Annotated in this window: 22 protein-coding genes and 2 tRNA genes; 18 read left to right on the top strand and 6 right to left on the bottom strand. The window is 35.3% G+C overall.

The genetic code is table 11. The annotated features are described in order from the left end of the window. Window positions 1-24 precede the first annotated feature (24 nt). On the top strand, window positions 25-1,182 hold the full coding sequence (gene folK / locus RM520_RS05490; protein WP_311387250.1) for a 2-amino-4-hydroxy-6-hydroxymethyldihydropteridine diphosphokinase: 1,158 nt from the start codon (window positions 25-27) through the stop codon (window positions 1,180-1,182). 112 nt (window positions 1,183-1,294) lie between these two features. Here folK and RM520_RS05485 read toward each other — a convergent pair whose 3' ends face one another. Continuing rightward, on the bottom strand, window positions 1,295-1,825 hold the full coding sequence (locus RM520_RS05485; RefSeq protein WP_311387249.1) for an RNA methyltransferase: 531 nt from the start codon (window positions 1,823-1,825) through the stop codon (window positions 1,295-1,297). 128 nt (window positions 1,826-1,953) lie between these two features. Here RM520_RS05485 and mutS point away from each other — a divergent pair, with 128 nt between their 5' ends. The 4 genes from mutS to RM520_RS05465 all read left to right on the top strand — a co-directional run bounded on the left by mutS (window position 1,954) and on the right by RM520_RS05465 (window position 5,575). Continuing rightward, window positions 1,954-4,536, top strand: a complete 2,583-nt coding sequence (gene mutS, locus RM520_RS05480; protein WP_311387394.1) for a DNA mismatch repair protein MutS — start codon at window positions 1,954-1,956, stop codon at window positions 4,534-4,536. A gap of 118 nt (window positions 4,537-4,654) precedes the next feature. Continuing rightward, window positions 4,655-4,727 (top strand) — tRNA-Gly (locus tag RM520_RS05475). Between the two features lie 61 nt (window positions 4,728-4,788). Then, window positions 4,789-4,875: transfer RNA gene (locus tag RM520_RS05470), tRNA-Leu, on the top strand. Window positions 4,876-4,975: 100 nt separating this feature from the next. Continuing rightward, window positions 4,976-5,575, top strand: a complete 600-nt coding sequence (locus RM520_RS05465; RefSeq protein ID WP_311384694.1) for a Crp/Fnr family transcriptional regulator — start codon at window positions 4,976-4,978, stop codon at window positions 5,573-5,575. Between the two features lie 102 nt (window positions 5,576-5,677). On the opposite strand, the gene RM520_RS05460 is transcribed toward RM520_RS05465, so the two are convergent. Then, a complete protein-coding gene (locus RM520_RS05460) occupies window positions 5,678-6,547 on the bottom strand; it encodes a bile acid:sodium symporter family protein (RefSeq protein ID WP_311387248.1) in 870 nt (289 codons plus the stop codon). 210 nt (window positions 6,548-6,757) lie between these two features. Between RM520_RS05460 and RM520_RS05455 the strand changes: the two genes are divergently transcribed. The 12 genes from RM520_RS05455 (at window position 6,758) to RM520_RS05400 (ending at window position 18,798) form a co-directional block, all read left to right on the top strand. Then, window positions 6,758-8,569: an acyl-CoA dehydrogenase family protein gene (locus tag RM520_RS05455; protein WP_311387247.1), complete on the top strand. Its 1,812-nt coding sequence runs from the start codon at window positions 6,758-6,760 to the stop codon at window positions 8,567-8,569. An 83-nt stretch (window positions 8,570-8,652) separates the two neighbouring features. After that, window positions 8,653-9,426 (top strand): glucose 1-dehydrogenase, encoded by a 774-nt coding sequence (locus RM520_RS05450; protein WP_311384691.1) that lies wholly within the window; start codon window positions 8,653-8,655, stop codon window positions 9,424-9,426. A gap of 9 nt (window positions 9,427-9,435) precedes the next feature. After that, window positions 9,436-10,647, top strand: coding sequence for an acyl-CoA dehydrogenase family protein (locus RM520_RS05445; RefSeq protein ID WP_311387246.1), 1,212 nt, complete (start codon window positions 9,436-9,438; stop codon window positions 10,645-10,647). Window positions 10,648-10,655: 8 nt separating this feature from the next. After that, a complete protein-coding gene (locus RM520_RS05440) occupies window positions 10,656-11,735 on the top strand; it encodes a phosphotransferase family protein (protein ID WP_311384689.1) in 1,080 nt (359 codons plus the stop codon). A gap of 5 nt (window positions 11,736-11,740) precedes the next feature. Next, window positions 11,741-12,127 (top strand): DUF1330 domain-containing protein, encoded by a 387-nt coding sequence (locus RM520_RS05435; protein WP_311387245.1) that lies wholly within the window; start codon window positions 11,741-11,743, stop codon window positions 12,125-12,127. A 14-nt stretch (window positions 12,128-12,141) separates the two neighbouring features. Beyond that, window positions 12,142-12,897, top strand: coding sequence for an SDR family NAD(P)-dependent oxidoreductase (locus RM520_RS05430; protein ID WP_311387244.1), 756 nt, complete (start codon window positions 12,142-12,144; stop codon window positions 12,895-12,897). Window positions 12,898-12,904: 7 nt separating this feature from the next. Then, window positions 12,905-13,675, top strand: coding sequence for an enoyl-CoA hydratase/isomerase family protein (locus RM520_RS05425; RefSeq protein WP_311387243.1), 771 nt, complete (start codon window positions 12,905-12,907; stop codon window positions 13,673-13,675). A 47-nt stretch (window positions 13,676-13,722) separates the two neighbouring features. Then, window positions 13,723-14,724: an NADP-dependent oxidoreductase gene (locus RM520_RS05420; protein ID WP_311387242.1), complete on the top strand. Its 1,002-nt coding sequence runs from the start codon at window positions 13,723-13,725 to the stop codon at window positions 14,722-14,724. Further along, window positions 14,724-15,701, top strand: a complete 978-nt coding sequence (locus RM520_RS05415) for an NADPH:quinone oxidoreductase family protein (protein ID WP_311387241.1) — start codon at window positions 14,724-14,726, stop codon at window positions 15,699-15,701. The genes RM520_RS05420 and RM520_RS05415 overlap by 1 nt, the downstream gene beginning before the upstream one ends. A gap of 2 nt (window positions 15,702-15,703) precedes the next feature. Next, on the top strand, window positions 15,704-16,441 hold the full coding sequence (gene fabG, locus RM520_RS05410) for a 3-oxoacyl-ACP reductase FabG (RefSeq protein ID WP_311384683.1): 738 nt from the start codon (window positions 15,704-15,706) through the stop codon (window positions 16,439-16,441). 5 nt (window positions 16,442-16,446) lie between these two features. Further along, window positions 16,447-16,911 (top strand): MaoC family dehydratase, encoded by a 465-nt coding sequence (locus RM520_RS05405; RefSeq protein WP_311384682.1) that lies wholly within the window; start codon window positions 16,447-16,449, stop codon window positions 16,909-16,911. A 66-nt stretch (window positions 16,912-16,977) separates the two neighbouring features. Continuing rightward, window positions 16,978-18,798 carry an AMP-dependent synthetase/ligase gene (locus RM520_RS05400; protein ID WP_311387240.1) on the top strand — a complete coding sequence of 607 codons (1,821 nt, stop codon included), beginning with the start codon at window positions 16,978-16,980 and terminating at the stop codon, window positions 18,796-18,798. 6 nt (window positions 18,799-18,804) lie between these two features. Here RM520_RS05400 and RM520_RS05395 read toward each other — a convergent pair whose 3' ends face one another. Next, a complete protein-coding gene (locus tag RM520_RS05395) occupies window positions 18,805-19,815 on the bottom strand; it encodes an alpha/beta hydrolase (protein ID WP_311384680.1) in 1,011 nt (336 codons plus the stop codon). A 9-nt stretch (window positions 19,816-19,824) separates the two neighbouring features. Then, window positions 19,825-20,487: a hypothetical protein gene (locus RM520_RS05390; RefSeq protein ID WP_311384679.1), complete on the bottom strand. Its 663-nt coding sequence runs from the start codon at window positions 20,485-20,487 to the stop codon at window positions 19,825-19,827. A 64-nt stretch (window positions 20,488-20,551) separates the two neighbouring features. Between RM520_RS05390 and RM520_RS05385 the strand changes: the two genes are divergently transcribed. Continuing rightward, on the top strand, window positions 20,552-21,805 hold the full coding sequence (locus RM520_RS05385) for an NRAMP family divalent metal transporter (protein ID WP_311384678.1): 1,254 nt from the start codon (window positions 20,552-20,554) through the stop codon (window positions 21,803-21,805). Between the two features lie 4 nt (window positions 21,806-21,809). Here the strand turns inward: RM520_RS05385 and RM520_RS05380 are convergent, their stop codons facing one another. Both RM520_RS05380 and RM520_RS05375 read right to left on the bottom strand, forming a co-directional pair. Continuing rightward, entirely contained in the window at window positions 21,810-23,744 is a 1,935-nt protein-coding gene (locus RM520_RS05380; protein WP_311384677.1) for an OmpA family protein, read from the bottom strand. An 11-nt stretch (window positions 23,745-23,755) separates the two neighbouring features. After that, window positions 23,756-24,748 carry a PorP/SprF family type IX secretion system membrane protein gene (locus RM520_RS05375; protein WP_311384676.1) on the bottom strand — a complete coding sequence of 331 codons (993 nt, stop codon included), beginning with the start codon at window positions 24,746-24,748 and terminating at the stop codon, window positions 23,756-23,758. Window positions 24,749-24,755: the final 7 nt, after the last annotated feature.

Genomic DNA, 24,755 nt, shown 5'->3' with positions numbered 1-24,755 from the left:
TTTACTTACTTTGTTCACATAATCATGAACAAAGACAATACAACATACCTCTCTATCGGTAGTAATCTTGGCAATCGTTTTTTGAATATTCAAAAGGCCATATTTAGATTAAATACTGATGATTCGGTTGTTGAAAAAGTATCTGCAGTTTACGAAAACCCCGCTATTGGTTTTCAAGGTGCCGATTTTTTGAATGCTTGTTTTTCGGTGCGCACGAATTTATCAGCAGAAAAATTATTACAGTTAATTACTCAAATTGAAAATGATTTTGGTCGAGAACGCAGCTCAGACGGTACCTACACTTCTAGAGTTATCGATTTAGATATTTTGTATGTCAGTGAAAAGGTTATGGATACGGAAAATCTTGTAATACCTCATCCAAGAATGACTGAGCGGAATTTTGTGCTAAAACCACTTGCAGATATTGCCCCCCAATTTTATCATCCTACTTTAAAAAAAGACACTAGAAATTTATTGCAAGAATGTAAAGATGAAAGCAACCTAACAAAAACTACTTTTGCTTTACATAATTCAAGAAAAAACCTTTTTAGTCAACTACAATTCTTGTCAATTGAAGGAAATATCGGCGCTGGAAAAACTACATTAACCAAAATGATTGCAGAGGAATACAATGCTAAATTGGTATTAGAAAGGTTTGCAGAAAACCCGTTTTTACCGAAGTTTTATGAGGACCAATCACGTTTTGCTTTCCCTTTAGAAATGTCCTTTTTGGCTGATCGTTACCAACAATTTACAGATGACACCTCTCAATTTGACTTATTTAAGAACTTTATGGTTAGCGATTATGATATTTTCAAATCATTAATTTTTGCAAAAGTCACCTTGCAAAAAGAAGAGTTTGAACTTTATAAAAAGGTTTTCAATTTTATGTATAAAGAAGTTAGAAAACCTGATATCTACATCTATTTATATCAAGGCACTGAACGACTTTTAGAAAATATCAAAAAGCGCGGACGCGACTACGAACAGGGCATAACAGCAGAATATCTTGATAAAATCAATCGAGGATATTTAGATTTTATTAAAAGTCATCCTCAACAAACAACACTCTTAATTGATTTAGATAGTTTAGACTTTGTTACCAATAGGAATGATTATGAGTACATTTTAAACTCTATAGAATCCAAATTAATTGAAGTACTACATTCTGATAATTTTTAGAAAATATTTGGATATAACAAAAGGTTTTTATTTATTAGCAGCCCGTTAAACGGAAACTAACTAACTCAAACTATATGTTATGCCCCTGATGCAAGTCAGGGGTTTTTTTGTTTTAAGCGTTAAGCTTAGACCAAAAATCCCAGATTACCACTCCAGCACTTACTGAAATATTTAAAGAGTGTTTTGTTCCATATTGCGGTATTTCAATCACTTCAGAACTTGCAGATACTACTTCTTGCGATACCCCTTTTAACTCATTACCAAAAACTAAGGCATAGGTCTTTTTCTTATCAGTTTCAAAACTATTTAACTTACAAGCATTTTCAGCCTGTTCAATGGAAAGTACTTCAACCTTTTTAGCTTTCAATTCGTTTACCAATTCAAGCGTGTTCTCCTTGTATTCCCATGCGACACTATCAGTGGCTCCCAATGCAGTGCGACGGATATCTTTATGAGGTGGTTTTGCAGTTATACCGCATAAATAAATCTTCTGAATTAAAAAGGCGTCCGCAGTTCTAAAAACCGAACCAATATTATTCAAGCTTCTAATATTATCAAGAATGATAATCAAAGGACTTTTTTCAGCCTCTTTAAAACCATCTATATCTAATCGGTCTAATTCGCTATTAGCAAGCTTACGCATATATTTATCCACTTTTAGCTTAGAAATATCAACAAAAGTTAAAGATCCAAAAGCTAGTTGTTATTTTAGACAAAATTAAACTTTTCGATTTGAGCAAAGCATCAAAGCCAAAAAAGGTCACCCCTTTAATGCAACAATACAATACTATCAAGACTAAACATCCTGATGCTTTGTTACTTTTTAGGGTTGGTGATTTTTATGAAACTTTTGGTGATGACGCCGTTCGTGCTGCAGAAATTTTAGGCATTGTTTTAACTCACAGAAATAATGGTGGTGATAAAACAGAGCTTGCGGGTTTCCCGCATCATTCCTTGAATACTTACTTACCCAAATTAGTAAAAGCAGGGCTTCGAGTGGCGATATGTGACCAATTGGAAGACCCTAAACAAACAAAAAGTATAGTAAAACGAGGTGTTACGGAATTGGTAACACCTGGCGTGGCACTAAATGATGATATTTTAAATGCGAAGAGCAACAATTTTTTGGCTGCTGTTCATTTTGGTAGAAATAAACTGGGGGTATCTTTTTTAGACATTTCAACGGGAGAGTTTTTAACTTCTGAAGGGTCAGCAGAACAAGTTGATAAATTACTGCAAAATTTCAGCCCTAATGAAATACTAATTTCAAAAGCTCATAAAAAAGAGTTTTTAGAAGGTTTTGGAAGTCACTTACATTCTTTTTTTCTAGAGGATTGGATTTTTCAAGAAGACTATTCCAATGAAAGTTTGACCAATCATTTTAAGACAAAAACACTACAAGGTTTTGGAGTTCAGCATTTACAGCACGGCATTATTGCTTCAGGTGCTATTTTACATTATTTATCTGAAACGCAACATCGGCAATTGCAGCACATCAATGCCTTACATCGTATTGCTGAAGAAGAATATATATGGATGGACCGTTTTACCATTCGAAATTTAGAATTATACCAATCAACCAATCTGAATGCTGTAACCTTGCTTCAAGTTATTGACAAAACTATTTCACCTATGGGTGGTCGTTTGTTAAAACGATGGTTGGCCTTACCTCTGAAGAATAAAGAAAAAATTCAGGACCGTCATCAAGTAGTTTCTTTTTTAAAACAAGAAGAAACACAATTGCAAAAATTGCAACAATGGATAAAGCAAATGGGCGATTTAGAACGCCTCATATCAAAAGTTGCAACCGGTAAAATAAATCCACGAGAAGTAATTCAACTTAAGAACTCTTTAGAAGCTGTTGTACCAGTTAAACAAATAGCTATGGAAAGTTCTAATACCGCTTTGAAAACTATTGGTCAGCAACTTTTTTCTTGTGATTCCCTGCGTTCGAAGATAAAAGAAATGTTAAATGAGGAAGCTCCAATCAATATTGCAAAAGGTAGTGCTATTGCTCAAGGATATTCTGATGAATTGGATGAACTCAGAGGCCTAGCATTTTCTGGTAAAGACTACCTAGATAAAATGCTGCAACGTGAAACGAAGGCCACTGGAATTACCTCTTTAAAAATAGCTTCTAACAATGTATTCGGTTATTATATTGAAGTGCGTAATAGTCATAAAGACAAAGTACCTGAAAACTGGATTCGCAAACAAACCTTAGTAAATGCTGAACGTTATATTACAGAAGAACTAAAAGAATATGAAGCTAAAATTTTAGGAGCTGAAGAGCGTATTTTCAGTTTAGAACAACAATTGTTTGAGCAATTACTGGTTTGGATGCAAGCTCATATAGAGGAAGTTCAACAAAACGCACAATTAATAGCCCAATTAGATTGTTTATGTGGTTTCTCACAACTTGCCAAAGACAACCATTATGTGCAACCAGAGATGAATGATTCCACCTCATTAGAAATAAAAGATGGCCGTCATCCAGTTATTGAAAAACAACTTCCTTTGGGTGAAAGTTATATTACCAATGATGTTTTACTAAACCGTGAAACACAACAAATCATTATGATTACTGGGCCCAATATGAGTGGTAAATCTGCTATTTTAAGGCAAACTGCGCTCATTGTGCTTTTAGCACAAATGGGAAGTTTTGTACCCGCAACTTCAGCATCAATTGGTGTGGTGGATAAAATTTTTACTCGGGTTGGCGCTAGTGACAATATTTCAATGGGTGAATCAACATTTATGGTTGAAATGAACGAAACCGCCTCTATTTTGAACAACTTATCTGAACGTAGTTTGGTCTTGTTAGATGAAATTGGGAGAGGTACCTCAACTTATGATGGTATTTCAATTGCCTGGGCTATATCTGAATATTTACACGAACACCCTTCAAAAGCGAAAACACTATTCGCTACACATTATCATGAACTTAATGAAATGACCAATACATTTGGTCGTATTAAAAACTATAATGTTTCTGTAAAAGAGCTTAAGGATAATGTTCTTTTTTTACGAAAACTAGTAGCTGGTGGTAGTGAACATAGCTTTGGCATTCATGTGGCAAAAATGGCTGGAATGCCACAACAAGTAGTTCAAAAAGCAAGTAAAATGCTTAAGAAATTAGAAAAGTCGCATTCAAGTGACGAAATAGCTGATAAGTTACAAACCGATCAAGATGAGATGCAATTAAGTTTTTTCAACCTTGATGATCCTTTATTAGAAGAAATCAAAGAAGAAATTTTGCATTTAGACATTGATACCCTGACACCAGTAGAAGCCTTGATGAAATTAAACGAAATCAAACGTTTGTTAAGCAAAAAGAAGAAGGCGAGTTCTTAATTATTGTTTTATGATAACTTCAAAATAGTAAATCTTTTCATTGAAAAATTCTTTTAGATTTAAAGAAATATATTAAATTTGCATCCGCGCTTAAGAAAAGCGCTATGTTCATTAAAATGCGAAAATAGCTCAGCTGGTAGAGCATCACCTTGCCAAGGTGGAGGTCGCGGGTTCAAGTCCCGTTTTTCGCTCAAAAGAACGCTGCAGAGCAGCGTTTTTTTATTTAAGTCCTGTCTTGCCTTTGGCAGACACGCTCGAGTGGTGGAATTGGTAGACACGCCGGACTTAAAATCCTGTGGGCATTAGCCCGTGCGGGTTCAAGTCCCGCCTCGAGTACCAATAAGAGAAAGCCAGCATTAAAATGCTGGCTTTTTTGTTTTAAAGACCCTAAAAAACCTTCCTAATTAGCTATATTTAAAATGAATTAATTCTCATTTTTTTGAAAACCTCTACACAAACAACTATTTTTAAAAACATAAAAAACAAGGTCTTATCATACACTCATGTTGATGACGCCCCTTTAAAATATGCTCTTGATTTTTATCAAATTATCCATTTAAAAAAAGGGGAGCGTTTGGTTTCTCCTGGCAACCTCGTTGACCATTTTTATTACATGGAAAAAGGGTGTATCAGTTTTTACAAAATAAAAGAAGGCGAAATTAAGGTGCTAGAATTCTACACCGATGATGTTTTTTTCACAGACCTGATTGCTTATGTAAAAGAAACCAAATCAAATTGTTATTTAGAAGCCACAGAGGATACTACCGTTTTTGCTGTCAAAAAAGAGCTTGCCGAAAAATCGTTTCAAAAATCACATCAATTAGAGCGCTTTGGAAGACTATCTATGCAAGAAGCATTTCTTAAAACCTTTAATAGAGTAGATCGCCTAAACAATCGCAGCAATGAAGAGCGGTATTTACGCATTTTGAACAAACGCCCAGATTTATTGCAGCGAGTACCACAATACTTAATTGCATCTTACTTAGGGCTTACCCCTGTAGGCTTATCTAAGCTTAGAAAAAGATTGGGTAAGGGATGAGTTAAGTTCAAACTCAAGAATCAAACTCAAGTTCAAGTTCAAGTTCAAGTTCAAAAATAGATTAACTTCGAGAATCTGATTTCCTACTCTACTCGGACTTCTTTATTCTTTTATTTGCCTACTCAATTGCAAATTGCTCCAGTAAATAAATAGTCCGGCTGTTATAAACATGAGTACACCATAAACTGCAGGAGCCACAGCATAGGCCGTGTTACTTAATAAAATGGTTGCAATTGTGATACCTAAAGTTCCATTTTGAATTCCACCTTCAATTGTTATAGAGATACGTTGCTTTAACGAAAGTTTAAAAAGATATCCTAAGCCATATCCAACGGCCATGGTAATTATATTAAGTAATAATGATACAAGTCCAGCCTCTTCTAAACTAGAAAACAACAAGTCACGTTCTTTGATTATTACAGCTAATAATACTACCACAAAGAAAATACCAGAAGCTCTTTTCACTGGTTTTTGCATTCTTGAAGAAAAATTAGGGCGATAGTGGTTTAAGATCATTCCTAAAGTAACTGGCACTATCACAATAACAAAAACTTGCAAAATGGTCTGTACTATATCTAATTGTATTAGGGTGCCAGCACCCAATACATGCTGTAGGCCTAAATTAATTACAAAAGGTATGGTTAATAGCGTAATAAAACTACAAGCTGCAGTTAACGAAACTGAAAGTGCCGTATCACCATTGGCCAAATGTGTTATCAAATTAGAGGTTGGTCCGCCAGGGCAGGCTGCAAGAATAATTACACCTATAGCAATATCAGACTGTAATGTAAAGACCGATATTAAAGTAAACCCGATTAAAGGCAATAGTATTAATTGGCATAAAAGACCTAACAGAATGGCCTTGGGTCGCGTAAAAACAGCAGCAAAGTCACGTAGACCTAGTGACAAACCCATACCGAACATGATAATAATTAACGATAAAGCTAAAATGGCATTAGAAATATTATCCATGATGGTAAATGGAATTTGGTTGGTTAAGGTTAAAATTAAGAGATTTAATCGATAATCTTCCTTTAAATTACCTAGATCCTTTCGCTAATAAGTCTACAGAAGTTTTTACCTTCTTAAAATACGTTTAAAACTTTTATTAAACGGGTTTAATGAATTTCACACGAATAACAATTAACTTGAGAAGCAATCTTTTAAAAAGACAAATTTCAAATGGCACAGCAATATTTTGACCTAGATACTCTTAAGTTTCTATTATATCAAGTTCATAATGTACAAGAAGTTTTAAACCAAACGAAATACAGTGATCATGATGTAGCATCTATTGACCTTTTTCTAAATTCTGTAAAAGACTTTTCTGATAAAGAACTTTACCCCTACTTTAAAGAGATGGATGAAAATCCTGCTCATTTTAAAGATGGTGAAATCATTGTACATCCTCAGGTTAATAAATACATGAAAGCTGCGGGTGAAATGGGTTTGCTGGCTGGAAATTTTTCATATGATGATGGTGGCTTGCAACTACCCGCCATAGTTAATAATGCATCTACTTTTATTCAAGAAGCAGCAAATAACCATTTACCAGGCTATATTGGGCTTACCGTAGGCGCAGCAGAATTAATTACCCATTTTGGAAATAAAATGCTTAACGAAACTTACGTATCAAAAATGCTCGATGGTACTTGGGGTGGCACCATGTGTTTAACCGAACCCCAAGCAGGTAGTTCTTTATCAGACATTATCACCTCAGCAACCCCAGATGGAGACACGTATAAAATACACGGACAAAAAATATTTATTTCGGGTGGAGATTACAAAGGAGCTGAAAACATAGTCCACTTAGTACTGGCAAGAATTAAAGGTGCACCTGCAGGGACCAAAGGAATATCTTTATTTGTTGTACCAAAAAATAGACCAAATGCAGATGGTAGTTTAATATCAAACAATGTTCAAACGGTTACCGACTTTGAAAAAATGGGTCAAAAAGGCTATTGCACCACACATTTATTTTTTGGTGATAAAGAAAACTGTCAGGGTTGGTTGGTTGGAGAACCAAACCAAGGCCTCAAATATATGTTCTTGATGATGAATGGAGCTCGTATTGCAGTAGGTAGAGGGGCGACCGCTATTGCTACAGCTGCCTATCACGCCTCTTTGCAGTACGCTAATGAAAGAGCACAAGGGAGAAAACTCTCAAGCAATGGTAAAAAAGATGCAGAACAAGAGCAAACCTTAATTATTAATCATCCTGATGTTCGCAGAATGCTTTTACTTCAAAAAGTTATAGCAGAGGGTTCATTAAGTTTAGTTTTGTTAACCTCTAAATATCACGATTTTTCTAATTCACTTTCTGATGAAAATGAGCGTGAAAAATATAGATTATTACTTGAGATTTTAACTCCCATAGTTAAAACCTACCCTTCAGAAATGGGTAAACTAGGTGTTGATAACGGAGTTCAAGTTTTAGGCGGTTATGGTTTTTGTTCTGACTACATACTTCAGCAATATTTGAGAGATATCAGAATTTCAGCTATTTATGAAGGTACCACCGGTATTCAATCGCAAGATTTATTGGGTCGAAAAATAACAATGGATAACGGCAAAGCACTTCAGCTTTTGTCTGAAGAAATTGTAAAAACAATCAAAGTATGTTCTTCTTATGAATCCTTGGCACCTAATGCTCAAAAATTGGGCTTGAAATTAGAATTGGCGCAACAAGTAATTCAATCATTAATGGCATATGCCATGAAAGGTGATTACGAGCGCTTTTTAGCTGACGCTTCCCCATTTATGGAATTTTTCAGTACTATTCTTTTGGGCTGGCTTTGGTTAGATATGGGAAAAGAAGCTCAAGAAGCTTTGAATGATGGAAATCAAGAATACAGTTCAGCTTTCTACGAAAGCAAATTACATTCTATGAGATTCTTTTTCAAATATGAACTTCCTAAAACAAGCGGACTTGCCGAAATTTTAATGGATAAAGAATCATTGACTATTGGTTCTGATAATAAGGTGTTTCAGTAAATGGTTGATGGTAAAATTAAATTTTAAATAAATCGAAGTAAAAAATACGCACAGCTTGAAGAGTAAAGCGAATAACAAAAAATATGAGCATAAAAAAGAAATTTGATCTTACTGGAAAAGTGGCCGTAATTACGGGTTCAAGTAAAGGAATTGGTAAAGCTATAGCTCAAGGTTTGGCTGAAAATGGAGCAAAAGTTGTTGTAAGTAGCAGAAAGCAAAATGCTGTTGATGAAGTTGCCGAAAATTTTAAAAGTATGGGACTTGAGGCTATCGGAATAGCCTGCCATATTGGAGATGAAGACCAGCGTAAAGATTTAATCTCTAAAACCATTGCACATTATGGTCGAATTGATATTCTGGTGAACAATGCAGCCATCAATCCTTATTATGGTCCATTAGAAGGTTCAGATGAAGCTGTTTTTGATAAAATCATGAACGTTAATGTAAAAGCACCGTGGCTACTTTCCAACTTAGCTCAAAGTCATATGAAAGAGCAAGGTGGTGGAAGTATCATTAACATTTCTTCGGTAGAAGGAGTACACCCTGGTTTTAGATTAGGGCTTTACAGCATGACAAAATCAGCAATGATTATGATGACTAAAAACCAGGCTAAAGAATGGGGTCGTTATGGTATTCGTTCTAACGTGGTTTGCCCGGGTCTTATCAAAACAAAGTTTAGTGAGAGCCTCTGGTCTAATGAAAAACTCATTGCTGGGTATGAACAAATGGTACCTTTAAAACGAATGGCCGAACCAGAAGAAATGGCTGGTTTAGTAATGTTATTAGCCTCCGACGCTAGCTCTTATATGACCGGTGGAGTTTATGTGGCAGATGGCGGATACTTAATTTCAGGATAAACTAAGCTTATGAATTTTGACTACAGCGAAAAATCTATTACACTACAAAAGAAACTAAAGGTATTTTTTGATACTCATATCTCCCCTATTGAAAAAGAAGTAGAAGCTTTTAATCACGATCCGGAGAATGCCTGGAAAAAATGGCAAGGATTGGAAGGTTTAAAGGAAAAAGCAAAAAAAGAAGGTCTTTGGAATTTGTTTCTACCTAAAGCTTATGGTGAATTGAGCGGAGGACTAACGAATTTGGAATATGCCCCTTTAGCAGAAATTATGGGACGAATGACCTGGTCATCTGAAGTCTTTAATTGTAGCCCTCCCGATACTGGCAATATGGAGGTATTGGCAAAATACGGAACGAAGGCCCAAAAAGAAAAATGGTTAACTCCCCTAATGAATGGTGAAATTCGCTCTGCATTTTTAATGACGGAACCTGATGTTGCCTCATCAGATGCTACTAATATTGAAACAGCTATAGTTGCTGATGGGGATGAATATGTAATTACTGGACGAAAATGGTGGTCATCAGGTGCTATGGACCCCAATTGCAAAATTGCTATAGTTATGGGGAAGACAGATTTTGATGCCCCAAGACACTTACAACAAAGTATGATACTTGTTCCCATGAATACACCAGGGCTTGAAGTGGTCAGACCTCTAAGTGTTTTTGGTTATAACGATTCCCCCGAAGGTCATGCTGAAATCGTATTAAACAAAGTTAGAGTACCTAAAGGAAATTTATTGGTAAGTGAGGGAAAAGGATTTGAAATAGCACAAGGTCGTTTAGGCCCTGGTAGAATTCATCATTGCATGCGTCTTATTGGCATGGCTCAGCGGTCTTTAGAAATCATGTCTAGAAGGGTGACAGAAAGAAAACCCTTTGGCCGAAACTTAGACACCTATAGCAGTATCAGACAAGATATCGCTGCATCAGCTTGTGAAATAGAACAAACCAGATTATTAGTGCTTTCCGCCGCGGACAAAATGGACAAAGTAGGTAACAAAGAAGCCAAAGATATCATAGCCATGATAAAAATTATCGCTCCGAATATGGCTCTTAAAGTGATTGATAGAGCTATTCAAGTTTTAGGAGGTTTAGGCGTTAGTGCTGACACTCCACTTGCCCATTTTTATGCTGGGGCACGTATTCTTAGATTGGCAGATGGCCCAGATGAAGTACATATGAGTCAGTTGGGTAAAAGTGTAATAAAAAAATACTCCTAAATTAAAATATGAGCATAACCAATTATACCAAATCGGTTCGAAAGGGAGAAGAACTTAACGAGGCAAAGTTAAGGCAGTTTTTACTGGAGAATGAACTGATTGCTAATCTTAATAGTGAGCTAATCATTAAACAATTTTCAAATGGTTTTTCTAATCTGACCTATCTATTGGAGTTTGAAAATAAGGCCTATGTTTTACGTCGTCCACCTTTTGCAGCTCCAAAAAGAGGTCATGATATGGGGCGAGAATTTAAGGTCTTACATCATTTGAACTCAATCTTTGATAAGACACCTACCGCATTTGCATACACAGATAATACTGATATCATTGGAGCTCCTTTTTATATAATGAGTAAATTAGATGGTCCTATTTTAACCGCTAAAGAAGCCAAAACACAACAAATTAAACCAAGTGCTTTTCAAACAATTTCCAATACTTGGTTAGATACTTTTGTTGAATTTCATCAAATAGACTACAAAAAAGCAGGGTTAGAAGATTTAGGTAAACCCAATGGCTATGTAGAGCGACAGGTTAACAATTGGGGAAAACAATATCTAGCAGCTGCCACAGATGATGTGCCTTCTGCTGAGAAAGTGATGCTTTGGATGCATGAACATCAACCATTGCAATATGACCATACTTTGATTCATAACGATTTCAAATATGATAATGTAGTTTTCAAAGATGATAGTTGGGAACAAATCATAGCAATACTAGATTGGGAAATGTGTACGCTTGGTGATCCTTTAATGGATTTAGGAACTTCATTAGGGTACTGGACGACAGCTTCAGACCCAGACTTTATGAAACAAGGCTTACAATCTCCAACCGTAATGCAAGGCAATCCGTCGCGATCAGAAATCGTACATCAGTATGCTTTAAAAAGTGGTCGAAACGTTGATAACCTTGTCTTTTATTATGCCTACGGACTATTTAAAATTGCGGTTATCGCCCAACAGATTTATTATAGGTTCAAGAATGGACATACCTCGGACCCAAAATTCGCTCATCTGAATAAAGCTTCAGTATTATGTTGTAACACAGCTTGGCAAGCAATTCAAAAAAAACAGATTGATAACTTATTTTAAAAACAATGGGGACCTCAGCATATATAGATATCAATCAAAATCAATTTAAAGCATTTTCAAAATTGGAGCCTCAAGAACCGGTGGTAATGTTGAACTTTTTAAGGTTTAAAAAAGTAGTGTTTGAATCCGAAATTTCTGGCGAAGAAGCATATCAGAGATACATGAAAGCTGCAATCCCATTTTTTAAAGAAGCAAATGCTGAAGTCCTATTTTATGGAGAACCTAAACACATGTTAATTGGTCCATTAGACACTGAACTATGGGATAAAGTACTGCTTATAAAATACAATACACTAAATGGGTTTTTGATGATGGTTCAAGCTAAAGGCTATCCTTCACATTTAAGAAAACAAGCCTTAATAGACTCGAGATTGATTCATTGCAAACCATAAATACAAGCGACTAAATGAACTTAGAAAACAAAATTGTAATCGTAACAGGCTCTGGAAGCGGTATTGGCGCTGCCACTGCGAAGCTCTTTTCAGCACATGAAGCAATTACAATCGTGGCTGACATTAACTTAGATAATGCTAAAAAAACCGTTTCCGAAATAGTAAAACAAGGTGGAACCGCAACAGCTTCAAAAGTTGATGTAACGCAATATGATGAAGTTGAAAAATTGATTCGTTCAACTGTTCAAACACATGGAAAATTAGATGTCATGGTCAATAATGCTGGTATTGGCGGAAAACAACAATTAAAAACCGCAGATCATACTCATGAAGATTGGCACAATGTAATTGCCGTAAACCAAACAGGTGTATTCTATTGTATGAAAACCGCATTACAACAAATGTCAAAACAAGGTCATGGAAGTATTGTTAATGTTGCGTCATTGGCGGGTTTAAAGGCTTCTGGAAATAATTTATCATACAGCGCCAGTAAATTTGCTGTAGTTGGGATGACTAAATCGGCTGCATTAGAATATGCTAGAAAAAATATTCGAATCAATGCGGTTTGCCCAGGATTTACACATTCTGCATTGTTGAATCAATTATTAGCCTCAGCACCAAACATGGATGAAAAGTTAAAACGATTTATACCCATGGGTAGATTTGGTGAAGCTGATGAAATTGCGGAAGCAATTTGTTGGTTAGCATCGGAAAATTCAAAATTTATCACTGGCCAAACCATAACCTTAGATGGTGGAACCTCATTATAATCCAACTATGAATAATCTTATTATTACACAAAAAGAAGGCTATGCCATTGTTCAAATGAATCGTGGGAAAGTTAATGCTATTAACCATAAAATGGTTAATGAATTGCGAGAGGTATTTACTTCTTTGGAAAAAAATAATACCGTACAAGGCGTCATTTTAACTGGACAACCACACTATTTTTCTGCAGGATTAGATTTGATAGAATTATTTCAATACAATAAAGAGCAAATCACAGCATTCTTTAATGATTTTGGAAGTTTATATCTAGAACTAGTACAGTTTAAAAAACCTTTCATTTCTGCTATCACAGGCCATTCCCCAGCTGGAGGATGTGTTTTAGCAGTTACTAGTGATAATAGATACATGGCCGAAGGAGAGAAATACGTCATTGGTTTAAATGAGGTTGCAGTGAACATTCAAATAAGTCAAAACCTTACTGAAATCTATGCCTTTTGGATGGGCGATGGATTAGCAAGCCGCTATATTCTTGAAGGAAAATTATTAAACGGAAATGAATCATTAAAAGCAGGTTTAGTCGACGATTTAGTACCCTTAGAACAAGTGTTGGAACGCGCTGAAAAGCAAATGAGAAAATATCTTAAAGCAGATCAAGAAATTTTAGTCAATACGAAACAAAAGTTACGTAAACATTTATTGGAGAAATTGGATTTAAAACCAGGGAACTCTTTAAAAGAGGCTTCAGAGTTATGGTGGAAACCAGAAATAAGAGCAAAAATGAAAGCTTATGTAGAAAGCTTTACAAACAAAAAGAAATGATTAAAACAGATACCGTCTTCACAAGAATGAATAAAAATACTATTTAGATGAACAAACAATTATTATTTGTAAAAAGACCTGTCGGCGAAGTGGACGCTTCAACTTGGACTTTAGAAACGAATCCTATTCCAAAAATTGAAGATGGGCAACTCCTCATCAAACAGCATTATATTTCCTTGGACCCCGCAATGCGAGGCTGGATGAACAATTCAAAATCTTATATTGAACCAATGGCTATTGGATCGGTAATGAGAGCAGGTTCTGTTGGCGAAGTGATTGCCTCAAAAAATCCGAAATTTAAAGTAGGTGAGTATCTTGCGGGTACTGGCGGCGTACAACAATATACGTCTACGGACGGTAAAGGATATTATCCTGTTGACCCTAAAATGGCGCCGTTACCAACATACATTGGAACCCTGGGTATGCCAGGAATGACAGCCTATTTTGGAATTACAGAAGTTGGTAAAATTAAAGAAGGCGATACCGTTCTTGTTTCCGGTGCCGCTGGTGCCGTTGGAAGTGTCGTTGGCCAAGTAGCTAAGATTAAAGGTTGTAAAGTAGTCGGTATAGCAGGTGGTCCTGAAAAATGTACATATGTAGTGGATGAATTGGGTTTTGACGCCTGCATAGATTATAAGAATGAAAATGTGGCCTCACGTTTTAAAGAAGAATGCACTAAGGGAATAGATGTTTATTTTGATAATGTGGGAGGAGAAATATTAGATATCGCTTTAAGCAGACTTAAAATGCATGCCCGGATTGTTATATGTGGTGCAATATCACAATACAACAACAAAACTGCTATTAAAGGCCCTAGTAATTATTTGGCACTTCTTGTAAGTAGAGCAACTATGCAAGGTATGGTCGTTTTTGATTATGCAAACAGATATAAAGAAGGTGCAATGCAATTAGGGCAATGGATGGCGCAGGGAAAATTAAAAACTCGAGAAGACATCTATGAGGGTATTCAAAATTTTCCAGAAACTTTTCAGCGTTTGTTCTCTGGAGATAAAATGGGCAAGCTTGTTTTAAAAGTAATTGAAGACTAATGAAAGCCATTCGATGCAATAAATATGGTCTACCATCAACTTTAATACTTGAAGATATAGATGCTTTAAAACCAAATGAAAAAGAAGTATTAGTAGAAGTAAAAGCATGTGGTATTAATTTTACAGACACCTTAATAATTCAAGGCCTTTATCAATTTAAACCAGAGTTGCCTTTTACACCAGGCAGTGACTTGGCTGGTATAGTTAAAGCCGTAGGTAATGGTGTCACCCATTTAAAAGTCGGTGATGAAGTTTTTGGTTTTGTAGCATATGGAGCAATGGCAGAAGAAGTGCTTGTTCCATCTAAAGCCTGCTTTCTAAAACCACCTCAGATGGATTTCCCTACGGCTGCTTCTTTCATGATGGCTTATGGAACGTCCTTTCATGCCCTCAAAGACAGAGCTAAATTGCAAAAAGGAGAAACTTTATTAGTATTAGGTGCCTCGGGTGGCGTAGGCCTTGCTGCAGTTGAACTTGGCAAATTAATGGGGGCTCAAGTAATTGCAGCTGCTTCTTCCGACGATAAATTAAAACTCTGCGCAGCATATGGTGCTGACCATCTAATCAACTATACAACTGATGACCTAAAAGCTTCTATCAAAGATTTAACCAATAAGAAAGGTGTAGATGTCATTTACGATCCTGTAGGCGGCAACTTTTCAGAAGCTGCTTTTAGAGCAATGGCTTGGAACGGACGACATTTGGTTATTGGTTTTGCAGCTGGTCAAATTCCGAAACTGCCTTTAAATCTGCCACTATTGAAGGGAGCTTCTTTAGTCGGTGTGTTTTGGGGCGGATTTGCAATGGGACAACCAAAGGAAAATATGCAAAATACCATGACCCTGATGCAATGGCATACTGAAGAAAAATTAAAGCCACATATTGATAAAATATATGAACTTCAGGAAGCCCCCAAGGCCCTGGAAGCTATGATGAATCGAAAAGTAAAAGGAAAACTTGTTATTAAAATAAACTAAACATGAGACTTAAAGATAAAGTTGCTATCATAACTGGAGGTGCCCGTGGAATTGGTGAGGCCATTGCCAAACTATTTGCAAAAGAAGGAGCAAAAGTTATGATAATTGACCTTCTAGATCAAGGAATCGAAGTTGCCGATAACATTAATAAAGGTAATGGTATTGCAGAATACCATAAAATATCTGTCACAGATAAAACAGCTGTCGAAAACTGTTTTGCTTCCATTCATAAAAAACATGGTAGTATCGATATTCTAATTAATAACGCAGGAATTACGCGAGATCGCACACTCGAAAAAATGAGTATAGAAGAATGGGATGCCGTTATTGAAGTTAATTTAAAAGGTGTTTTTATTTGTACCCAGACGGCAGCTCCATATATGAAAGCTAATAAATATGGACGTATTGTAAGCGCCGCATCTAATGTTGGTTTACGTGGAAACTTTGGCCAAACTAATTATGCTGCTACAAAAGCAGGGGTAATTGCAATGTCTAAAACTTGGACAATGGAATTGGGTAAGTATGGAATTACTGCTAATGCAGTAGCACCGGGTTTTACTTTAACTGATATGGTCGCGGAAATTCCCGAAGCACATTTAGAAGCTATTAAGGCCAGTATACCATTAAAAACAGCGGCTCAACCTATTGATATTGCCTATGGTTACTTATACCTAGCTTCAGATGAAGCACGATTTGTTTCAGGTATATGTTTAACAATAGATGGCGGAACCGCAAGATAAAAGCTATGTCACAAATAGAGATTAAAGATTTTAAAGAATTTAAAACGCTAACCGGCAAAGAATTAGAACCTGGAGCTTGGCTCAAGGTGACACAAGAAATGATAAACGATTTTGCCAAAGCAACACAAGATTTTCAATGGTTACATGTTGATTTAGAAAAAATTAAAAAATACTCTCCTTTTAAAAAACCAATTGCTCATGGTTTCATGTCTGTCTCATTATTATCAAAGTTATTAATGGATTTAATAAAGGTGGAGTCAACTACAATGGGAGTTAACTATGGTCTAAATAAAGTCCGATTTCCGAACCCCTTACTTGTAGATAGTGCTATTCGATTACATTGTATAATATCACACATGGAGTCGTATGGAGATAATGGTTTAAAAATTACTTGGAATTGTACTGTTGAAATTAAAGGAAAAGACAAACCGGCTTGCGTCGCCGAATTCCTTAGTCTCATGTTCGAATAGTTATGGCTATTCTTTCAATAGAATATTTCGTAACTTCAAAGGATAACCAAACATACTATTCTTACGATGACCAGACTATTTGATTTGCTTTATAATCAAGCAGCGAACTACCCTATTGAAAAATCTTTAAATACAAGACTAGAAACTGGTGAATGGAAATCTTACAGTTCAGAAGATGTTCTATCAATGGCAGAACAAGCTGCTTCCGGCCTTATAAAACTCGGATTAAAATCAGGTGACAAAGTTGCTATAGTTTCTTATAAGAATAGGCCCGAATGGGTCATTATGGATTTTGCTATTCAAATGGCTGGCCTCATCAGTATTCCACTATACCCCACCATAAGTTCTGGTGAATATGAATATATATTAAACGAAGCAGAGGTTAAAGCAGCATTTTGTGGTGGATTAGATCTATTTGATAAGCTTTCAGAAGCACAAAAAAATAGCAAATCTTTAAAAAATATTTATGTTTTTGATGAGGGTTCTATGGGAGTTCTTTGGACAAGTATTTTTGATACTTCACAAAAAGATGAAATAGAAAAAATAAAAAATGATGTTACCGAACAAGACTTAGCGACTATCATATATACTTCCGGTACCACAGGAAATCCAAAAGGAGTGATGTTGACCCATGGCAATATCATGCATGTAATAATAGAAACAGCTAAATTTCTACCGCTAAAAAAAGGAGAGAATGTTATTAGTTTTCTTCCGCTTTGTCATATTTACGAAAGAGCAGTTTCTTTTGCATATTGTTATAAGGGTGGCTCGGTTCATTATTGTGGAACAGATAATCTTAGCGGCCCAGAAGGAGATTTAGCTTCAGTAAAACCTGTAGTATTTACAACTGTCCCAAGGTTATTAGAAAAAGTATACGAAGCCATCTATAACAAAGGTTTAGCTTTAGAAGGAATAAAACGAAAACTTTTCTTCTGGGCACTTGGATTGACCAATGATTTTGAACTAGATCAAAAACTGTCTTTTGGCAAAAAGATAAAATGGAATATCGCGGATAAGCTAATTTTTAGTAAATGGCGTGACGCCCTTGGAGGAAATATTCGAATGATTGTGACTGGTGCAGCACCTTGTCCTTCAAAAATAATGCGCGTATTCTGCGCAGCAGGTATTAATGTACGAGAAGCTTACGGGCTTACAGAAACTTCTCCTACTCTAACGGTTAACAGTTTAGAACCAGGAGGAACTTTAATAGGAAGTGTTGGAAGTATTATACCTGGTGTAGCTCTAAAAATTGATGACTCTGATGGTAATTATGCTGAAGAGGAAGGTGAAATCCTGGCACATGGGCCTAACGTGATGCAGGGTTATTATAAAAAGCCTGAGATTAATGCCCAGGTCTTTAAAGAAATAGATGGTAAAAAATGGTTCTGTACTGGTGATGTTGGTAAATTGGTTAAGGGTTCATCAGGTAGGGAATTTTTAAAAATCACAGATAGAAAAAAAGAATTACTCAAAACATCCGGTGGTAAGTATGTAGCGCCAGCTCCGATAGAAAATAAAATGAAAGAGGACTTTTTAATTGAGCAAATGATGGTTGTTGGTGATAAACAAAAGTTTGTAACTGCCTTGATTGTTCCGGCTGAAGAAGCCCTAAAAAACTGGTGTTTACATAAGGGATTATCATGGACGACATTGACAGAAATGATAGAACTTAACGAAGTACTAGCAAAATATGAGAAGGTGATTCAAAGTATCAATCCTCAATTTAGTCATATTGAGCAGGTTAAAAAGTTTAAACTAGTAAGTTCACAGTGGTTACCAATTCATGAAGATGGTTCTGAAGCTGAATTGACTCCGACTCAAAAGTTAAAACGCAGAGTTATCAGAAAAAAGTTTCAAAAAGAAATTGAGGAAATGTACATGGATTAGACTTATCTAAAAGCTCGGTTTCAAACCAAGTACTTGTTCCATAAATAAATTGGTTTCTCTTTGAACGGATTCTAAGTCCTTTGAAGACACATAAGAAGTCATTACATGATCACCAACATCTGGAAAAGCCACTTTCTTCTTTTGGGCCATTGCAGTACCCAATTCATCAAACATTTTAAGCATAGCCGGCACAGAAACCACATTGTCTTGAACGGTTTCATTTTTAAAGAAGTATCCCAAAAACACTGGTTGGGTTACCTCATTAAAAGTCTCTGCCGTCATGGTATAATCCATCATTACCTGTAATTGGGTTAATGCTTCCAATCTATATCTTGTTGTCCAATACTGGTTTTTAAGCTCAACATCAGTGTCAAATTCATGATAATCAGCTCCCTTTACGAGTTTAGCTAACTCTAAACCCCATGGCTTTGTTAATAATTTGGCACTTGGATCATAAATTTCAATATTAGGAGAATAGAGAAGTAAAGCAATAATATCTTCATCTCCACCAGCGAGATGCAATGCTAATGTACCTCCAGTTGAAGTAGCCATTAAAATAACTTTTTCTCCTAATCGTTTTCCAATGGCAATTGCTTCTTTTGCGGAATTAATTAGTTGATCAGCGGTTAAATTAAGCATTGGTTCTTCTTCACTCAAACCATGGCCGGTCAATCTTGGTAAATATAGATTGCATCCAAAACGTTTTGCTGTTTGAAGATGAATTGGATCACCTTCTTCTTGACTAGCAGACCAGCCGTGGAGGTAAACTATACTAAACTCCGTCTTTTTGGGAATACTATCAAACCAAATAATTCTCGCTTGATTATCTGGCCTTATATTAGAAATAGCCAGTTCTCGCGAGTTAATTTCCATTTCTAAAGTAGTTAAATCGGAAGTAACAACTGGCAAAGTTTCGTCCATATCAGGCGCATTTACCTTAGGTCCCAACATATAAACCACCACTAATAAACCAATAGCAATTAGAACTGCTTTAAAAATTCTAAAAATCAACTTCATGTATTCAATTTATTGACAATCTAATGCATAAGTATCCATCTCATCTTTACTCCAATCAGTTGGGATATTGTCTAATTGATTTTGATTAACTCGAATACAATCTAAAGGGTTCATAGTGATACTAAAATCTGTCAAGGCATTATTAGTGGAAACATCTATACTACTTAAATCATTATCAGATAAAGTAAGTAATTGCAATGCTGTGTTATCAGTAACTGTAATTGTACTGAGTGCATTTCTATCAGCACCAACTTTTTCTAAAATTGTTAGTCCCTCAAGGTCTATTTCGCTAACAGCATTGTCTTCACACCATAAAAACTTTAATTTTTTATTTAAAGATACATCGATGGTGGTTAGATTATTATTTCTAACACTCAAATTCTCTAAATCTCTAAAACCTGCAATTCCTGTTAAGTCTGAAATTTCATTTTCATCCAAAATTAAGTTTTGTATGATTTGAATTCTACTATTCAAGACTTGACCATCCAGTTCTTCATCAAAGTTTAAATCAATGAGAGCTTGTTCAAAAGCTGCATCCGCAATCGCCGTTGTAGCCTGCTGAAGTATCTCTTCGTTAGTTTCTTCATCTATGGATTCCGAATCAATAGAATCTGTGGAACATGAGACCAAGAATAAAAAGCAAAATAGGTAGTAAAAGTTAATTTTTTTCATAGCGGTGCAAAAATACAATTTTTCATATGAATCAAATTGTAGTAAATTCAGGACCTCATTTGATATGGAACGTCTTAGAACATTTTTAAAAACACTTGGGCCCGGATTGTTATTTGCGAGTATGGCAATTGGTACATCGCATCTAGTACTATCCACAAAAGCTGGAGCTCAATATGGCTGGGTAATGATAATACCCATCATATTAGCAAATCTATTAAAGTATCCTTTTTTTGAATTTGGTGTACGATATACAAGTATTACAGAAAATAGTCTTATTCAAGGGTATTTAAATCTAGGAAAAAGATACCTTGTTCTTTATGGTTTAATAACACTAGTTAGTGTTTTTACAATTTTGGCCGCACTCTATGTGGTAACCTCAGGGCTTTTTATCAATTTATTTCAAATTACTAGCATTAACATTAACACGGTCGCCGCAGGTTTGTTCGCCTTTATTAGTTTATTATTAATTGTTGGTCGCTACCGTTTTTTAGAAATCTCGTTAAAACTGGTCATTTCAATTCTCTTTTTAGCTCTAATTGTAACTACATTTTTAGTTATTAATAAAGGCCAAGTACCTAGCGTTGTTGGTTTTGAACCCTTACATATTTTTAATGAAGTTGGTGTTCTATTTTTAATTGGATTAGTAGGATGGATGCCTACAGCCGTAGAAGCTTCGGGCTGGGTTAGTATGTGGAGCATGGAAAAGATAAAATCTATGGACAGAAAACCAACTCTAAAAGAATCATTGGCTGAATTCAATCTGGGTTACTTTCTAACTGCTTTATTAGCAGTTTTTTTCCTTATTATAGGATGGCTGACATTGTATGGAACGGGAACTGAACTAAGTGGAAACGCCGTCATTTTCGCTGACCAAGTAGTAAGTCTTTTTACGACTCATGTTGGTGATTGGGCCTATTTTCTAATTGCGATTGCTGCTTTTGCTACAATGTTTAGCACCTGCATGACGGCACATGATGCAGTTGCAAGAGTTAGTTTAGATGTAATAAACAAACTATACCCTAAAAATAGTTCTTTCCAGAAAAAATCCTCCTTCGGTGTAACCGTAATCTTATTAGCTTTAATTAATTGGATTGTTATTTCGGCATTTGGTGGGAATATGGCTAATCTAGTAGCTCTAGCAACTTTTGTTTCGTTTGTTATGGCTCCTTTGATAGGATGGATGAACTTAAAAACAGTCAGTGGAAAAGATATATTAAAAAAGTATCACCCATCAAAAGGCCTACAGATACTATCTTTTTTAGGAATGCTATTTCTTTCCGCTTTTGCGCTTTACTATTGCTCGATAATTATTTTTTAAGCTATTAGTCAAAAAGAATATTATTGTTCAAAACAACAACAAGAGACCTTTGGTTTCTTTTATGTAACATTTCAATACAGTAAACCCCATTTGTGCAGTTATTTAATATTTTATCTTCACCGTACCCAACGGAATATAGAATATTCGAATTTGAAACGCCTTTTTCTAATAGATACTTTTTAATGGCATCTGATCTTCTTTGTGTAAGTCTAAAATTTGTTGCACCGCCCCCTCTACTATCAGTATGAGTTTCAATTCTCAATTGTAACTGTGGGAACAATTGGATAGCCTCAACTACTTTGTCCAGTTCTGTTGCAATTTCATAATTAACCGAATATTGACCCCTTTGAAAATAGAACTTGTTTAGTTTAATAACTGTTTGTCCTTCTTTCTCTTCAACGATATCCTCATACGCTACCAATTCTATATTCAATTCTTGGGACTGAGTCTCTTCCAGTTTTAAAGAATCATAATTGTACTTGTAAGACGAGTATTTTTCTTTGGTTACTTCAAGAGACACATCATCTTGCCATGGCACTTCAATGCGGTAAGTACCATCATTAGCAGAAACCATATTCTTTAAAACGTCTCCATTTTTAGTCTTTAAAACCAAAGTTGCGTTTGAAATGGCAATTCCTGATTTATTCGAAATAACCCTCCCTTTTAAAACCAATGTTTTTACACCTGGTTTTTCATCAACCATAAACCCATATACATCATCACCGCCTTTTCCTCCATTTCTGTTTGATGAAAAATAGCCAAGCAAACCATCATTATAATTCCTTATAACAAATCCAAAATCATCATCTACTGAATTTATGGAACTGCCCAAATTAAGTGGAATACCTAATTCATCAATGCTAATATTTGCTTTGTAGATATCCATACCACCAAGGCCATAAAACACGTCAGAAGAAAAGTATAAACTATTTTCAAAAATAAAAGGTGCAATTTCATTTCCTGGCGAATTAATTCTAGGCCCAAGATTTACTGGCGCTGACATAATATTACCTTTGTTAGTATTGACATAATAGATATCTGTTCCGCCATAACCACCTTTTAAGTTCGCTGCAAAATACAATCTATCAGTGTTTGCATCAAAAAATGGGTAGTAAAAAGACGTACTCAAATCTCTCCATAGAAAATTAAATCCACCGTTGATTTTTTGAAGTCCAATTGCTAAAGAATTTCTCCCATTATCATCATACTCTAAATCGCCGTCTAAGGTGTTTGAAAGAACATAAAAAATGCTATTAAGTTTCTGAGAAAAATATGGAGTCGCTTTATGATATTTTGAATTGTTTAATTTATCAAATGGCATAGGAGCATCAATTTGACCATTAGGCATAATTTCTCCTTTAAAAATATCCAAATAGGACTCACCTGTAGGTTCATATTTTGTTTTTTTACCAATTGGCCTTCCACTTGTGAACAGTAATTCATTTTCGTAAAAACTAGGTGAAAAATCAGATTGAATACTATTTGCCTCTAAATTAAATATCTGAAAGTCTAACTCCGAAATATTGCTATCTGTTGCTAACAAATCATTATTAAATTCAGCGTTTTCTAGTAATTCTGAGTTCAGATTAAGACCTTTAGTTGTAAGAAATTCTTTTACTTTACCTTTCTCAGAAGTTTCGGAAAAAGCCCGTAAGAGTCTATTTAAACGAAAATTATCTACAATAGTATCATTCGAAAAATATTGTAAATACATCTCTGAGGCCTTTTCAAAATTCCTTTCTTGAAAATATGAATCTGCTAGATTTAAATTTTGCTTTGGTGAAAGTAGAATACCCTTCGAGATATCATTTTCATAGGCTTCGATAGCCTCAGAATAAGAATACTGAAAAAAATAATTATCTGCTTTAGATTTTTTATTTTGAGCTAACGCACCAATAAAAACAAAAAAGAATATAATTAAGCTTAAGGTGTTTTTCATTTTCAAATGGATTAAAAGAATCTAGGCGAATCAATCTGTTTTGGTTTTCCTTTCAATTTTTTGTTCTTTTCTCTATTTCTTGTTTTATCTGAATCATTACTTCCTCTTCCCAAGTAAAATTTCAAGATAACCTCATGTGAACCGCTATTGAATTCACCAAGACTGTTAGTGTTGTAATCATAAGAATAACCTAAAAACATTCCTTGAGAAATTTGAAAGCCGGCTAAACCACTTACAGCATTATTAAGTCGATAAGAAGCCCCTATGGTCACAGCATCAGCAAATAAGAAATTTGCAGAAAGATTAACTGTTGCACCTGCACCCTGCAGGTAATTAATTAAAAAGGCCGGTTTAAACTTGGATCTTTCGGCAATTTGAAAAATATAACCTCCAATGAAATTATATTGAATTTTATCTTCAACAATGGTAGCAATTTCATCATTGTAAATACCATTGGTTAAAAAATTTGGTATAGATGCACCAAGGTACCAGTTATCAGAATACATAAACAAACCTGCACCTATGGTTGGATAAAAGCTGTTTTGTTCTTGACCAAATAATAATGGTTCATTTGGATTCTGAAAGTTTCCTTGCGAATAGTCAATCTTCAAAGTTGAACCACCAGCATCAATACCAAATGACAACCAAGAATTGTCTGAAAGATTAACTTCGTATGAATAGGCTACATCAATATAAGTTTGTGAAACAGGGCCAAGTTCATCGCTTATCACATTAAATCCTAAACCCATTTTATCGTTTCCTAATGGTACATTAGCCCCAAAACGCAATGTTCTAGGAGCGCCTTCAATATCAATCCATTGTGCTCGATATAGCCCCATAATTTCGGGAGTTTCGACAGATCCAACATATGCCGGGTTAAAGCTTCCGATATTATACATGTATTGGGTATACTGTGGTTCTTTTTGAGCCCAACTAAATGTTGATGCTAACAAATATGCAACACCTGATAACAAAAGAATTTTACAATTTATTTTTAATAACATGCTTGAG

It is taken from the genome of Croceitalea vernalis (assembly GCF_031846405.1).
GTDB classification, from domain to species: Bacteria; Bacteroidota; Bacteroidia; order Flavobacteriales; family Flavobacteriaceae; genus Croceitalea; species Croceitalea vernalis.
The sequence above is the reverse complement of the archived record's forward strand: the minus strand, read 5'-3'. Positions and strand labels throughout refer to the sequence as shown.